Below are 13,227 nucleotides of genomic sequence, written 5' to 3'. Positions count from 1 at the left end.
GGCTACGCCCTCCACCGCTGCCGCAACGCCCGTACTCTCATCCTGATTGACACGTGCTCTCATCTTGTTTGACGCGCGGCTGATAGCGGCCCCTCCGCGCATCAGCGGGAGTCGTGCAATGCTGGCCGGGAAACGCGACCGGGTCGGCCTGCCGCCCCCTGCGCTATTGTCCGTAACTCAACGTCGCAGGGTTACTGGTCTTGAAAACCAGATACCACGGTGAACGAAGTCCTCCCCCCATGGAGTGCGGTTGAATCAGGACCGGACACTGATGGGTCGTGGGGTCGCACTGCAGCACCTCTCCTGCCGTACTCGAATCGGTACCAGAGATGGGTACGAACAGGTCACCCCCCGGCCCGAGAATGATTGCCTGCGCAGGGGCTCGGGGAGGATTGGGATGCGGCTTGTTCGCTTTGGCATCCAGTTCGATTTCGTCAAGAAGGCTGCCCATCTGCCCGTCAATTTTCAGCAGCTTGTCGGTATCGGTCGGGGCAGCCGGGTCGATGCGAAAACTCGTAACCCAGAGGTTGCCCGTGCTGTCGATGACGAGGCCCTCTGGGCGATGCAAATCAGAAACGGTGTGATGGGATGCAAGCACCTTGTGGAATATGAGTTTTCCGTCAACATCAACATCGGGGCCAAAGGTCAAGATGTAACCGGCGACCGGGTCATAAGGTGAGTCTTTTGGGTCGAGGCAACCGACCGCCGAGACGTACAGCGTACCGTCGGGGCCGAAGACCACGCCGCGCGGATGAAACACACCGTCGTCGAACACCTGCGGGTTCGCCGTCAGAGTGTGCTGAAAGGCGCCCGAATCACTGTATACGTTGATGCCTCCTGCATCGGCACATTTGCCTGGCTTGCCGAGCAGACTGGCCACGTAGAAGCTATGGTTCGTCGCGCCGCGCACAATGCCGCGCGGTGCGAAGGGTGCATTGTTATCGCTTGATGCGACCAGCTTGCCGGAAAAGGTGCCCTTATCGTCGAACACCAGAACTTCACCGTTTTGCCCGGTACTCACGTTCTGGTTCACGACCACGAGCTGATTGTTCACAAAAATCATTCCCCTTGGCCCGTTTAGTCCGGCGCTCTTCGGCGCAACGAAAACTGACGTTGAGATTCCGCTCGGGGAGAAACCGACCTGCTTGATGGAATCATCACCAACATCGCCAATGAACAGTGCGCCCGTGGTTGGCGGAGGCGGAGGCGGTTGATTGACGACTTGAGCTTTAACGCCTGTCTGGCCGGCCGACGTACTCATCGCAACAACTGCCGACAGCAGCATGGAGCGCAGCACATTACGGCATTCGGGCCAGCGTTTCGCTTGCAGGGAGCCACAGCGCGAAGAAGTCAGAGAACTTGCAAACATTTGATGCCTCCATTCGTATTTACTACTTGGTGTGGACAGCAAAGTCATGCAGGGCCGGGCTCACCTAAGGTGCCCTATCCTCCGTTTGCCGACGTCGAGGATGCCGAATTGTCGACGGCGGAACCGGCGGGACCTGAGTTGTCACCGCCACATGCAGTCATTGTCGTGGCGACAAAGAGAGCGATTGCCGTTGCGTGCAAGGCTCTTTTGATAAATGAGAGCAAATCATTCATAGCGGACTCTTTCGGGCAGATGAGACGAGTTGCACGTTGCTATCCACTGCAGCAGCCCCACTTGCGTTCTTCTCAGAAAATACAGGTGCGGGCCTTCGCAACGCGCATGTTCACTCACCGGCGCACGGGTAGGAGCGCGCGGGACGCGGATTCACGGCGTGACAGTCAGCGTATACATCACGTTGACCGTAAAGCCGGCGAACGGGCCAGAGCTCAAAGCGCCTCCGAATTGCACCGTGTGCGTGCCAGGCGGTAGCGGCTTGAGCATCACATAGTAGCCATCGCTGGTGGAAAAGCCCGTCCCGCCTCCGGGAGCTTTAAGAATATTGTTCGGGGGTAACGTAAAAAGGAAAAAATCGGGAGATTGGAAACGAAAGTTTTGCAGCCCATTGGCCGCCACACCGTCAATCGAGACGTTCAGGGTATCTACCCCAATCTCGTTGGCGAAGCTCTTTGCGCACGCGCGGCACGACGCTTCATCTGTGCAATGAAATGGCGGGTCATCGCGCGTCGAACACTCGACGTTGATGAGCGGAAAGAAAATTGAATTTGTCGACGACACGGTGCAGCTGCGCGTAACCGGTTGTCCGCTACTAGAGCCAGCGAGGTACCATACAGGGACAGGGGTGGGTGATTGGTTAGCTGGTTGGTTAGTGGCGCAAAACTGACCCGACGTGTCGTTTTGCGGATTTCTGTTGGCCGGTATTGCTAACAGCCATTGCCACCAAGCCTGAGACCATTGCGCATAGCTAGAGCCGGAAATTTTCTGACCCGGCGCAAAAACCGCTGAATTCGCGCCTTGAGCGAAGACCGTTGGTGGGCAGGAAAGGCCGAGGATGAGAGCGGCCATCGATAAGGCGAACGTGAGTCCTCGATACTTCGGGTTACGGTTCATGCGTACCTCCATTGGACACTCAAGCAAGTGTGCGCGACGCCCCGTTGGGCGAGCGGGCTGCGGGTGGGTCAAACCCAGGAACCGACTCCTTCAAGGCGACCTCCATCATTCCCAAAGCCTGTTCTTTGAGGAAGGCCGGAAATCGTGTGGACGGTGCTCGAAGAGGCTAATCGTCTGAGCCATCCAGTCCAACGCTTCGAGCATCTGCGGCGTTTCATTTTCCTGGGCTAGCTGACGAGAAGGGTGTATGCGATGCCATGAAGGAACGCGCTGCCATTGGCTGTGCCACCAAACTTGCCTCCGCCACATCCGGTTAACGCGGTCGCAGACAGGATGAGTGTTGATACAAGCAATGTTGTCCTGATGACATGGATTAAGCCTTTCATGGTGACCTCCGTCATTCGTAATCCTGATATTGAGGAACGCCGGAAATCGGTCGGGACGTTGCTCGAAGGCAGCCGCGGGCAACGCGATACCGGCAGGCAGCGGCGCAACAGGTTGGCCGGAAGGGGTAGCCGGACTACTGTGTATTCGAGCAGAAGCAGACTTCCACGTGCCGTCGGCTCAGGTTGAGCGGAAGACAGAGCTTGAGAGCATTGGCCCGATGTGAAAATCGACAGGTCGAGCAGCGCATGCCCTGAAAGAGAAGTAGGCCCTCGAAATTAGTCTTGGTAATTCCGTTGACAGCAGACTGTTTAATCTGAAGTCGTTCACCAGGCACACAGTATAGTTCGCGCGTGTTACCAAAAATTACCGTCCTTATCTTTTTCCGATAGTCGCTGGGTCATGGCGGAGGATTACTACCAGGACTGGCCTGAAGGGCGCCGCGTGAGTCGCGTGCCTTCCAAAAAGTGCCTGGTGTTTGCAAAGCTGGAAGGAATAGGGACGTCGAATGTGCTAGGGAACATCGCTTTTGGTCGCGTGTTTTATCTAAAAATCCCTGATGCAAGGTTCTATAACGTTCTTAAGGACTGCGACCCGTATCGGGGTTTCGAACCGGTTTATGAAACGACGTCAATCATTGTTGCGCTGTATGTGACCGGTCTCACGCGAAGCGATAAGCACATGTCCGGGCAACAAAATGCGTCATCTGCATCGACCTCGACGAGTGCCTCTCCGGGCACATCGACCAATGCCGCTCCCAGTCTTATTTCTCTCCTGACTAACAACACACCGGTGGCGCCCGCTACCGCTTATCAACTGCGTGCTACCCACGCTGTCATCATCCCGCCTCAAAACTGACGCTTTCGCCGCCTATGCTCTCAACGTTGCCCCAGCAACGTTCCATACGCATCGCACGCCTTCACATGGAGAGAGACATGTCGACGAAATGCATCGCGTTTTCAAACAATGACGTGATTCTGGTAGCCTGGTCGTTCGGGGCAGAAGCTTGAGAATTGTGTCGGCTGCGACGTCCGGCGGATTGCGGCCGAGGCGGCAGACATCCGTAGCGGTGAACCGCGGGGCCAGTCGCTCCCCGCCATGGCGGCTTCGCCGGCGACCCGAACGCAGGCAGGAGCGGGCGGACCACCGCGCAGGCGCCTATCCAGAAACTTTTCTGGAAGGACCTGTCCGTGACCGACCTCGCACCAGTCGACCAGATAGTCATAGGTGTCGATGTCGTGCGCTTTCACGAAACACTGGATGTTCTGCTGGACCGAACACCAGGAACTCCATCGATCTCTATGGTCTGGTCGGGGCAGGCTTCTATCCCTAATAGCCCCTTTAGCACAATCAAGAATTCCGTTTCGGAACATCGCATGCATGTGCGTAGTTGCAGCGATCCATTGCCGCAGCGGCGCACCGGGACCAATGGACCGATCACGCGACGCGGAGGATTTTGGCAAAGGTCCGCTATCTGAGTGGACCCGACGTTTCAGTGTCCGCCTGAGCGCTCCGGCGAAGGGCCGTTTGTGGCCGACCAGCGCCCGACGACCGGGCGCGACGATCATGTCGGGCGCGTGCACGATGCAACAGGCATAACCGACCCTGAGTTGCCGTTCGATTCTCGCGAAAGCTGCCGTTCAGTCAGACACTCTGGTTACTGGAGCCCCGCTCGCAGCGGCGCCCAGGTAGGCGCCGCCCGCCGTGTAGCGCCGGTATTCGAGGATCCGGCGAGTGAAATGGCCGCTGCGGCCTCACTGAGCCGAGGTCTCCGTATAAGGTTAGGTCAGGCAATCTAGCGAAGTTACTTCAGGTGAATGAGGACGGATCCCTCCAATAGCTCCGGTGCGCCCACGCCCGTGCTTCCGGCGTTTTTCGCGATCCAGTCCTTCGCCTTTTGCACGCTTTCATCAGTGCCTGCCTTGTCCTGGCAAACAGTCACTGAGAATCCGCCATCGCCGCTGCGTGCGAGCGTGTAGCTGACAAAGCCTTTGATCGAACGCATCAGCTCTTCGACCTCAGCCGTGCGCTTCTCCAGCAGATCGAACAACTCTTTTGCGCCCTTTCCGGAAAATCTCCTTACAACAGTTTGCATGATTGCATCCTCCTGTTTGATGGACCAGCGGGACGAGCATGCCGCACGAACCATATGTACAGCGTGCAATTGCTCTTTCCGGCAGCGTGTAGCGCGTGGAAGTCATTGCGAAGGCCGTGCATCTGATTTCCCCGATCCATACAAAGTGTAGTAACTGTGTCGTCGTAGTAAGCTTGGGAAGCGGTGCAAAATCCAGGCGCCTTCAGCCAGCGTCCGCAATTGGCCGGTCCTGCCCGCTGGCGAACGCTGGCTCCTGGCCGCCGCCGCCCCGTCGGCGAATGCGCCAAACCGACCCATTCGAGCCATTCAGTCATCGTTGGCGTCGGTCCGCTTTCCCGCCGGTGCGAGACGTTCGCATGTAGCGCTGCAATCACTAGCATCAGTACCCTCCCAGCAGCGAGATGGAGCGGTCCGGCAGTTCGTCGGGCTCGCAGGCTCGCCTTCGACCCGTAGCCGCCTTTGACATCTCCTCCCCCTCGACCTTCGGTCCACTTCCCGGGGTCACCGGTTATAGAACCTACCTTGCTCCGGCGATTTCGCGCCGGGGCGAGGAGGGCTTCTCCAGTTGCTTGGCATGTCCTTGTCATCGTGCCATCGCTTTCACCCCGCCGAAGTGGAGTAGTCGTATCGGTCAGTTTTCGGCTACCCATGCTGCCTTCACCCAAGACATGAGGGCTCGGCCTTCGGAGTCTGATGTTTTCGAGGCCACAACTGCGTTCACTTTTGTTACGGCCCGATGACTCGCGTGGCCCCCAAGGGGTCACCAGTCGATAGGCTTCAGGGTCTTGGTTTCCCGCCACCCCGCTATCCTGGCTACGGGGCGCCTGACTTTTACCCCGGCAGGACTGACTCCTGCTGAACACGCCAGCCTTAGCTGGACGCACATGCCTTGCCATCGATGGCAATGAATTGCCGACCGGGTGGCGGCGATACCTGCCGGTGTGCGTGCTTCCGAAACGCGCGCTCAAGCTCCTGCTCGTCCAGACCCAACAGAAAATCCCGGATCGCGACCCAGCACGGCGCCTTGCGCCATCTTGTCCCGAACAGCTGGTTCAGGTTGGCCAATTGCTCCTCGATAAACGCTTCAATTGTCCGGAGCGATTGCGATCCGGCCAGCATCGACATTACGATCGCACAAAGCAACGGTTCCAGCGCATAGCGCTTGCCCTGCGCTCGCCGAACGTCCCGCAACTCCGAAAATACGCCACCGAACATCATCCGCGTTTTGCCCCCTTGTTTCGAAGGGCGACGTTAACACGGCGCAGCAGTTAACAACCCTGCCCCCCCGTTTAGCGGCTTGATTTTTCGACACCGACATGTCCAGCCTGAAAGGTCGAAGCCGTTAGTCAGACCGTTTGACCATCAACAGGAAGCGTTCATTGTGATCGCCAGCGCGTCCGCCTTGCCAGATTTCGCGCCAACCGGCAGGCGTCGTAAGGCGAGCGTTGGCCTTGTCGAGCAGCAGAAGCACGCTGCAGCGCGAGGCTTGCGAGAGATCGGCAAGCTGCACTGGACGCAGGTTGATGAAGTAGTCGAGCATTGCGCGTTCAGAAATCGCCGACACCGTACGACCCAACGCAGGAATAGGGTGCGCGGCCGGGTGTCGGGCGGGGCAAGGCCTCGCGTAGTTCGGCAAATGGCGTGCGGTAGCTGCGCGCCTCGTTGATCCAGGGCAGAAGCAGCGTCGTGAGCGTCCCCCACACGAACGTCAGGCCAGCGAACCCGAGCGTCAGCGCGCCAAGTTCGCGGCGAAGCGCGATCGCGGCAATCCACAGTGCCGAAAGCAGAAGTGCAACAAGCACCAGCCAGGGCGAAAAAGCCAGTTGATAGTCCAGCGGCAGCCATGTACCGATCGGGCCGGCGGCGACGCGACCATAGCCGGTCAATTGCAAGCCCCAACGTACCCAGAGGAACACACCCAGCGTGCTCATCAACACAATAGCTAGCGTCCCGCACGTCTTGCCTATCCGGCTCGGCAGAAGCACGCCTGCACCCAGGACGGCCAGCGCCGGCAAAATTGGCAGCGCATAGACATCGCGATATACCGAGGAGATGAGGAGCGTCGCGACGAAGAGCAAGACGTAGCACCAGAGCAGCGCGAACTCCGGGTGCCCGCTGCCATACCGGCGCCATCCCTCGGCGCGCAAGGTGGCGATCAGTGCCGCCACGGCAAGCCATCCTGCCGGGAATGTCACCACGATCAGACCAGCCAAATCTTCCAGACGCGCTTTGCGTTCCCCCCCCAGATGCGCGAAGCCGAAGAAGCGTCCGAAATTGTTGTTCCAGAGCCATTCGATAAACAGCGGATGCGATGTGTGCCATAGCAGCGCCGGCCAGATCACCACCCAGGGCAGCGCGGCCAGCACCGCACACGCGAGCGCCGCGGCGTAGCGTCGCGTGCGATATGCGGGCAGCATCAGCGCAGCAAGGCATGTCAGCGAGAGCACGCCCACCACGAGCAAACCCTTGCTGAGAAAGGCGATGCCAGCGCCGGTGCCGAGCAGGAGGCCCAATAGGCGGACCCGATTTTCGACGCGCGCGAGCCTCGCGAGCGCCGCCAGCGCGAGCGCGGCGCCAGCCAGTTGCGGCACGTCTGCCGTGAGTTTGTGCACGGGCTCGATGGCGCCCAGACTGCCGAGCATCAGCATGGGCGCGAGCCAGTCGAACGATACCTTGCCGTGCATCTCCTGAGCTAGCCGACCCACGCACGCGCAGGCCAGGAGCATCCACGCCAGCACGGCGATCTGCGCGCCCGGGAAAATGGGCAACACGCCCGAGGCAAGGCGCGCGGCTAAAGCACCGCTCCAGTACATCAGGGGCGGCTTTTCGACGAACGGATCGGCCGCCACGTGAGGCACGATGAAGTTGCGTCCCCGAAAAAAATTAAGCACCATGCCGACCGAATAGGGTTCGTCGGCTTTCCACGGGTCGCGGTCGAACATGCCGGCAGCCAGAAACGCAAACAGCAGCGCGGCGCAAAGCCAGTAGACCGCGCGACTACGGGGCGACGTCAGGGATATGGACATGGACATCTGGGCAGACCGTCGGACGGGTCGGTACAATCTCGAGACGGGCAGCCACAGAAGAAGGCGGAGCAGGAAATGACCTGCGAGCGCTGTAACTGCGAGCGACTGTCTCCAGCATAGAACAGATCATGCACGGCAGAGCATCAACGCCATCAGCAGCAACAGGTCGGCACGCAATTGCATGGCACCGTTGCGTTGGTGATCAAAGGCGCGGTCAACGCGGAGGTTGCGATCACCGCAATAGCGCGGACTCGGCTCCTCCGGGTCCATTGTGAAGCTGCGCGACAGGCGACGGCTCGGCCGGCCTGCGGGCGAATTGACACGGCCAAACCCACCAGCCATGCGCGACATCTTCCAATCGCTACGCGCCCGGTTTGTTGCCCCGTTCGGATCAGCTTCCGTCGGTGAAACCGAGGATACGGTCGGCGCGCGAAGGTCTGTAGCCAGGTGGCAACCTGACGCTTGAGTGTCAGTGCAATCGTGCGGACCATTGACTGCTTGTGGCCGATCGCGGAAGCCGCAATCAAGCGGTGAGGCCTGCTTTCGCCTCCGTCAAGCCGGGTGCAGTAGTTTGCCTCGGGAACAGCGCCGCCAAAGCGGCTCAATTCTGGATGTTTTCCTCGCAATCGTTCCAGTACCGCAGCGGGTCGCGATGTTGTGGATAGCGTAAGTTGAGCCACGCTGACAGCCTGGTCCAATCTGGATGATTGGTACCGGTCTGAGCGGACCAGATCGATGACCGCTCAAGAATTTGACCGTTCCCGCGATCACGGACAAGCAGGCTGCCTAGTCCGCTTGAACTGTTCGCTTGTGACTCAATAAGATACCGCGGCAGAATTTTGAGTTCAGCGTCCGCAGCCCAACCGTATAAGGCGCGGACCACGCCAGACGGATCTCTCAGCTCTATGGGGCCGCTTTCCGGGCGAACGGCTGTCCATCCTTCGGGAAACTCGGTGACAACCTCGTTTTTACCTTCCCTCACCCACTTCACGCGCCATGCCCGGACCATCGCCTCGCGCATGCGAGACACCGACTCGTAGCCAACAGGCAACTCGATCGCCATCGGAAGCGTAATGAGGTTGTCTTTCCAGAGTTTGGTTTCGTCGTCGACGCGCTCGACCACGTCGAATGCTCCTGCTTCGAATGGGTTCTCGGGCCGGCCCGATACTCTCACGTTGCCACCGGGCAATCCCTCGAAAAGGCGCTCAGCATCATGGCGGGTAAGTTTTGTCTTTCCTTTCTTCATGGGTCTTCCTACAGCAAGGTTGTTGTCTCGCTGACGCCTGGGCCCTCATGATTCGGCCACTGCCGGCCGCGCGTTTCCCGCCGACTTCGTCAGGGGTTCGCATCCTCCGGCTTGGGGCTCCAGGCCGCAGCCAAGCGGCTTTGTACAGCGACGAGTTGGACATCGGTGGTCGCCACCAGCCACAAACGTGAGTGCTCTGCGATTTGGCGGTTGTGGTCCTTCAACGGTCCCATTGTGGCAGCGGACTTCCAGGCCACCGGGCCAATTCGGCTGCTCCGGCCCGACGGCGCACCCACCAGCAGGCAGTAAGGTCCAAGAGGAAGCGAGACGAACGGAAGGGCCGGACTGGCGCGCACGCGCCAGTCGATGAACGGCGCCTCGTTGATGAGCAACGGAGTGGGCAAGCCGTAAAGCACACTGAAATCGTACAGCGACAGTTGCTCGCGCGCGCCCGCGTAGATACGCCGGATATCGTCGACAACCGCAGCGCGGATTTCATCGTCGAACATGGGCTCCTGCGCATAGCGTGCAGAGGCTTCCTGAGCGTCAATCTGATATGAGCTGAACAGGCCAAGTTCCACGCAGTCGTGCACTGCGCGCTGGACCTCCACCATAGAGCCGGCTTCCTCCGGCTTGCCCAACTGCGCTGCCCTCAAAAACCGCGCAAGACCCGCCTCCTGGATCGGAGGACCCTCCACGGACGCATCGTCGTCAGCATCCTTGTCGAGCGGCACGAAAATGTATTCTTCGGCCGCGAAGCGCGACTTCTTGCCTTCGTCAAACTTGATTTCGCCATCGATGCAGTCCAGATAGCGAGTACCGATTCGGCCATGCTCCCAGACCCAATTCTTCAGGAGCGGACGTAGCGGATGCAGCCTGTCGTGATTAGCCATGGGTGTCTCCAACTGCCCAAGTATAGATCCAAGTGGCCGATTGCTCCGTTGGGATCTAGTCTGGCAACGTTCGAACTAGACGGACAATCCAGAGATACTTTGCGCCTTCGTGTCATGGCCAGCGGCGTCGCGAACGACAGCAATCAGCCGAGCAACGGCCGTTCATGCACCTTCCGCGTACGGCTCTAACTGGCCGAACCCGGGCCGATGGATAACGCGCCAAGCCGACCCATCCAGCCGCACGGGTAGTTGCGACCTCAAGGCAACTTCCACGGGTCAAATGGTCCTTTCGTAGTGGCGTCAAGGTTTACCGGTTGGTTGGAAACCTTGGTACCAGACAGCGACACATCACCCATCAGCCCGGCGTTGGTCATCACAATTGCTTGAACCGGTGCGGTAGCCGTTGTCGTATCGATCTGGCCGTTTGCCCTCGCCACCAACTGACCAGCCTTTCGAGTTGCAGACCTTCAGCATCGCAACCGTAAGCTGTTAAGCGAATCATGGGTCATGAAGAGGAACATGACTGCCTTGAATCCCGCGCCTGCCTGCAAGCCGAATGAGCCCGCCGCCGTGCTGTAGTAGCCAACCGTTTCCCGCCTACACGCAAAGCGCCTTGACCATATTCTCCCCCGGCGACGAATTCGGCCTTGATCACAGCCGGGAATACCAGTACGCAGCGTTGACCTTCGCGTCGATTGCATGACGCTTCGCTGCATTGGACTCTGCGGCAACCGCCTCACTCATTGTCGCTGGCAATCTGGACAGCGACAGTCCCACGATCGGTAGCGCTGCAGCACCTGTCATTGCCGGTCCACCCGGGGGGCATCGGGTCGGTCATCCTGGGGGTGCAGAGGGTGTCGCCTCTCAACGCAGCGCGGTGAACGTCGGCGGCGAGCGTTCCCTCGGTTACTGTTTCTCCTCCATATACCGGCGCCGCCACTCGCTTGGCGGCATGTTCTGCCATCGATTGAATGCGCGGGAAAAGGCGCTAATTTCAGAATAGCCGAGAAGAAAGGCGAGTTCAGAGATCTGAATAGCAGGATCGCACAGATACTCGAGCGCCAAGGTCTTGCGCACTCGGAGCAGAACTTCCTGATAAGTGTAACCCTCGATTCTCAGTCTGCGCTGCAAAGTCCAGTTCGGCAGGTTCAGAGCTTGTGAGATTTCATCGAGTGTAGGCTCATGGCCGTTCAGCCGCTGACGGATTGCGATACTTGTGCGCTCAACAAGCGTCTGTGCCTGTAGTGTCGCTAACCCGAAGTGTTGGAGATTGTGCTGCATCAGGGTGAGCAGGCGTGCGTCATGCGCGGGCATCGGCTGGTCAAGGACGGCACGCGGGAATACCAACGCGTTGACCGCTTGTGCGAACTGCACCGGGGCGCCGAACTCCGCTTCATGCGCACGTGCGCCTTCAGGGCGCGCATGTTCGAACATCACGAGTTCGGGTGTCCAACCTGCGCCGTGTGCGCGGCGCAGGATGTTGACGAACATGCCGAGCGACAATTCCGCATCCTGACGTCGCGAGACGATGCCAGGATCAACGATCCGGTATTCGAGGCGTGCCCACTTGCCTTGCTCGGTGAGACGGAGCATAGACCGTTGCTGATGGTGGTGGAACATGTCGCTGACCTTCATGAACGCGTCGCCGACGGTTGCGGACGCGAGCGCCATATACCCGAGCATTCCAAGTTCTTCGGGTTGGAACTGCTGCCCGTAACACAGGCCGAAGTTGTCGTTGCCTGTTGCGTTGGCGGCTTGCTCGAAGATCGTGCAGTACTGTTCAAGCCGCATACTCGACACCGGACCATCGAGCGTGGCACTGTCCGTGCCTGCAATGCCGAATACCCGATCCGGATCGCCGCCCTCCCGTTCGATGAACGACGCGAGGCCACTGGCCGCCGCCGACAGGATGGCCGCGCCACGAGTGGGAGGAGAGGAGGCAGATAAGTGGACCATGGACACTTCTCGTGTCGAGAGGTTTTTAAGTTCCGTCGCCCCCTTATTTCACGACAAAAAATCCCAGTCAACCCATCGTATTCAGGAAGTCCCGGCCCAGTTCAGCGGTTTCGGCCACCCACTGATCGCCGAGGCTGCGCGCGAGATCCGTTTCTGCGTGCGAGCCCATCCATGCGAGCAACTGCAGGCGGCGTTGCATCAGAAAGGTCGGAAATTCATCGCGTTCCGTCTGGCCAAGCGTTCCGTGTGCCACATAACCCTCGGCCCACTCGTCCATGAGCCGGTGGCGGTCCACTCGATGCTCGATAAAGCTCAGTCCGGTTGCCATGTCGTGCAGAAACCAGCCGAGGCCGCTGTCGTCGAAGTCGATGATTGTCGTGCGCTCGCCATCGACGAGCAGGTTGGCGATTCGCAGATCAGCGTGAATCAGGCCGAAACGGTCCGGTGTGCGGCCGAACGCGTTGAGTCGCAACCTTAGCAGGCGCTCGGTGTGGTCTAGTACATCGATGTGCTCGGGCAGCAGCCCAGGTGCGGCGCGCCAACGCCCCCATCGCGCGCGGTCTCCGACCATATCGTCGTGATCCCAGGTGAAGCGCTCGAAATACGCGGGACGGCACCATTGCTTCGATTGCGCGTGCATGCGCGCGCTCAGTTCGCCGAGCCGGCGCATCGATGGTTCCAGTTCGCGCTCGTCGGGAAACTCGCCGTTGATCCATTCGAACAGTGCGACCGAGCGGGGGCCGATCGGTGTTCCGGCGATGTCCTGCAGTTCTTCTCCATCAAGGCCGGTGACCGCGCATGGCGTATCGATGCCGGCGTCGCCGAGCGCCGCCATCCAGTCGAGTTCCGACTGCAGCGCGTTACGCGTCTGGTAGTTCGGACGATGGATACGTAGCGCGCCGCGCCAGACGGAACGCGGATCGACGATCTCGAACACCGTGTTCTCGGAGTGGCTCAGCAACCGGATACGGCTATCGGCGGGAAGGCCATAGCGGGGCAGGGCGGCGCGGGCGATCTCTTTAAGCGTTGCAATCAGGGTCAAATATTCTGCATCGGTACGTGCGTTCACGGTTTCGAACTCCAGTCCAGGAACATGCGTGCATCTTCCCGTCGGTTCCGCGTGATCCGTT

13 protein-coding genes are annotated in these 13,227 nt (G+C 59.6%); 1 reads left to right on the top strand and 12 read right to left on the bottom strand.

Annotated elements, in window-relative coordinates:
• Positions 1-163: 163 nt before the first annotated feature.
• The 3 genes from VSR34_RS22340 to VSR34_RS22330 form a co-directional block, all read right to left on the bottom strand.
• The gene (locus VSR34_RS22340; protein WP_342963582.1) at positions 164-1,369 is read right to left on the bottom strand and encodes a hypothetical protein; all 1,206 of its coding nucleotides are present in this window, start codon (positions 1,367-1,369) and stop codon (positions 164-166) included.
• Between the two features lie 384 nt (positions 1,370-1,753).
• Complete coding sequence (locus tag VSR34_RS22335) at positions 1,754-2,497, bottom strand: hypothetical protein (RefSeq protein ID WP_342963581.1); 744 nt, start codon at positions 2,495-2,497, stop codon at positions 1,754-1,756.
• 227 nt (positions 2,498-2,724) lie between these two features.
• Positions 2,725-2,883 (bottom strand): hypothetical protein, encoded by a 159-nt coding sequence (locus VSR34_RS22330; protein WP_342963580.1) that lies wholly within the window; start codon positions 2,881-2,883, stop codon positions 2,725-2,727.
• Positions 2,884-3,283: 400 nt separating this feature from the next.
• On the opposite strand from VSR34_RS22330, the gene VSR34_RS22325 reads away from it, so the two are divergent.
• Positions 3,284-3,739 (top strand): hypothetical protein, encoded by a 456-nt coding sequence (locus VSR34_RS22325; protein WP_342963579.1) that lies wholly within the window; start codon positions 3,284-3,286, stop codon positions 3,737-3,739.
• A gap of 946 nt (positions 3,740-4,685) precedes the next feature.
• On the opposite strand, the gene VSR34_RS22320 is transcribed toward VSR34_RS22325, so the two are convergent.
• The 9 genes from VSR34_RS22320 to VSR34_RS22280 form a co-directional block, all read right to left on the bottom strand.
• The gene (locus tag VSR34_RS22320) at positions 4,686-4,976 is read right to left on the bottom strand and encodes a hypothetical protein (RefSeq protein WP_342963578.1); all 291 of its coding nucleotides are present in this window, start codon (positions 4,974-4,976) and stop codon (positions 4,686-4,688) included.
• Positions 4,977-5,846: 870 nt separating this feature from the next.
• Positions 5,847-6,194: a transposase family protein gene (locus tag VSR34_RS22315; protein ID WP_342963577.1), complete on the bottom strand. Its 348-nt coding sequence runs from the start codon at positions 6,192-6,194 to the stop codon at positions 5,847-5,849.
• 124 nt (positions 6,195-6,318) lie between these two features.
• Positions 6,319-6,516 carry a hypothetical protein gene (locus tag VSR34_RS22310; protein WP_342963576.1) on the bottom strand — a complete coding sequence of 66 codons (198 nt, stop codon included), beginning with the start codon at positions 6,514-6,516 and terminating at the stop codon, positions 6,319-6,321.
• A 7-nt stretch (positions 6,517-6,523) separates the two neighbouring features.
• Positions 6,524-7,825, bottom strand: a complete 1,302-nt coding sequence (locus tag VSR34_RS22305; protein WP_342963575.1) for a hypothetical protein — start codon at positions 7,823-7,825, stop codon at positions 6,524-6,526.
• Positions 7,826-8,128: 303 nt separating this feature from the next.
• Positions 8,129-8,353, bottom strand: a complete 225-nt coding sequence (locus tag VSR34_RS22300) for a hypothetical protein (protein WP_342963574.1) — start codon at positions 8,351-8,353, stop codon at positions 8,129-8,131.
• A gap of 250 nt (positions 8,354-8,603) precedes the next feature.
• Entirely contained in the window at positions 8,604-9,248 is a 645-nt protein-coding gene (locus VSR34_RS22295; protein WP_342963573.1) for a hypothetical protein, read from the bottom strand.
• An 89-nt stretch (positions 9,249-9,337) separates the two neighbouring features.
• Positions 9,338-10,141 carry a hypothetical protein gene (locus VSR34_RS22290; RefSeq protein ID WP_342963572.1) on the bottom strand — a complete coding sequence of 268 codons (804 nt, stop codon included), beginning with the start codon at positions 10,139-10,141 and terminating at the stop codon, positions 9,338-9,340.
• Positions 10,142-11,047: 906 nt separating this feature from the next.
• A complete protein-coding gene (locus VSR34_RS22285; protein WP_342963571.1) occupies positions 11,048-12,097 on the bottom strand; it encodes an AraC family transcriptional regulator in 1,050 nt (349 codons plus the stop codon).
• A gap of 67 nt (positions 12,098-12,164) precedes the next feature.
• Complete coding sequence (locus VSR34_RS22280; protein ID WP_342963570.1) at positions 12,165-13,166, bottom strand: phosphotransferase; 1,002 nt, start codon at positions 13,164-13,166, stop codon at positions 12,165-12,167.
• Positions 13,167-13,227 lie beyond the last annotated feature (61 nt).

Origin of the sequence: Paraburkholderia sp. JHI2823 (genome assembly GCF_038900695.1) — a bacterium.
GTDB lineage: Bacteria > Pseudomonadota > Gammaproteobacteria > Burkholderiales > Burkholderiaceae > Paraburkholderia > Paraburkholderia mimosarum.
The sequence above is the reverse complement of the archived record's forward strand: the minus strand, read 5'-3'. Positions and strand labels throughout refer to the sequence as shown.

Bases quoted from the DNA above. Each gene is read 5' to 3' on its own strand.
- VSR34_RS22340 (WP_342963582.1), bottom strand. From the start codon at position 1,369: ATGTTTGCAAGTTCTCTGACTTCTTCGCGCTGTGGCTCCCTGCAAGCG.
- VSR34_RS22335 (WP_342963581.1), bottom strand. From the start codon at position 2,497: ATGAACCGTAACCCGAAGTATCGAGGACTCACGTTCGCCTTATCGATG.
- VSR34_RS22330 (WP_342963580.1), bottom strand. From the start codon at position 2,883: ATGAAAGGCTTAATCCATGTCATCAGGACAACATTGCTTGTATCAACA.
- VSR34_RS22325 (WP_342963579.1), top strand. From the start codon at position 3,284: ATGGCGGAGGATTACTACCAGGACTGGCCTGAAGGGCGCCGCGTGAGT.
- VSR34_RS22320 (WP_342963578.1), bottom strand. From the start codon at position 4,976: ATGCAAACTGTTGTAAGGAGATTTTCCGGAAAGGGCGCAAAAGAGTTG.
- VSR34_RS22315 (WP_342963577.1), bottom strand. From the start codon at position 6,194: ATGATGTTCGGTGGCGTATTTTCGGAGTTGCGGGACGTTCGGCGAGCG.
- VSR34_RS22310 (WP_342963576.1), bottom strand. From the start codon at position 6,516: ATGCTCGACTACTTCATCAACCTGCGTCCAGTGCAGCTTGCCGATCTC.
- VSR34_RS22300 (WP_342963574.1), bottom strand. From the start codon at position 8,353: ATGTCGCGCATGGCTGGTGGGTTTGGCCGTGTCAATTCGCCCGCAGGC.
- VSR34_RS22295 (WP_342963573.1), bottom strand. From the start codon at position 9,248: ATGAAGAAAGGAAAGACAAAACTTACCCGCCATGATGCTGAGCGCCTT.
- VSR34_RS22290 (WP_342963572.1), bottom strand. From the start codon at position 10,141: ATGGCTAATCACGACAGGCTGCATCCGCTACGTCCGCTCCTGAAGAAT.
- VSR34_RS22285 (WP_342963571.1), bottom strand. From the start codon at position 12,097: ATGGTCCACTTATCTGCCTCCTCTCCTCCCACTCGTGGCGCGGCCATC.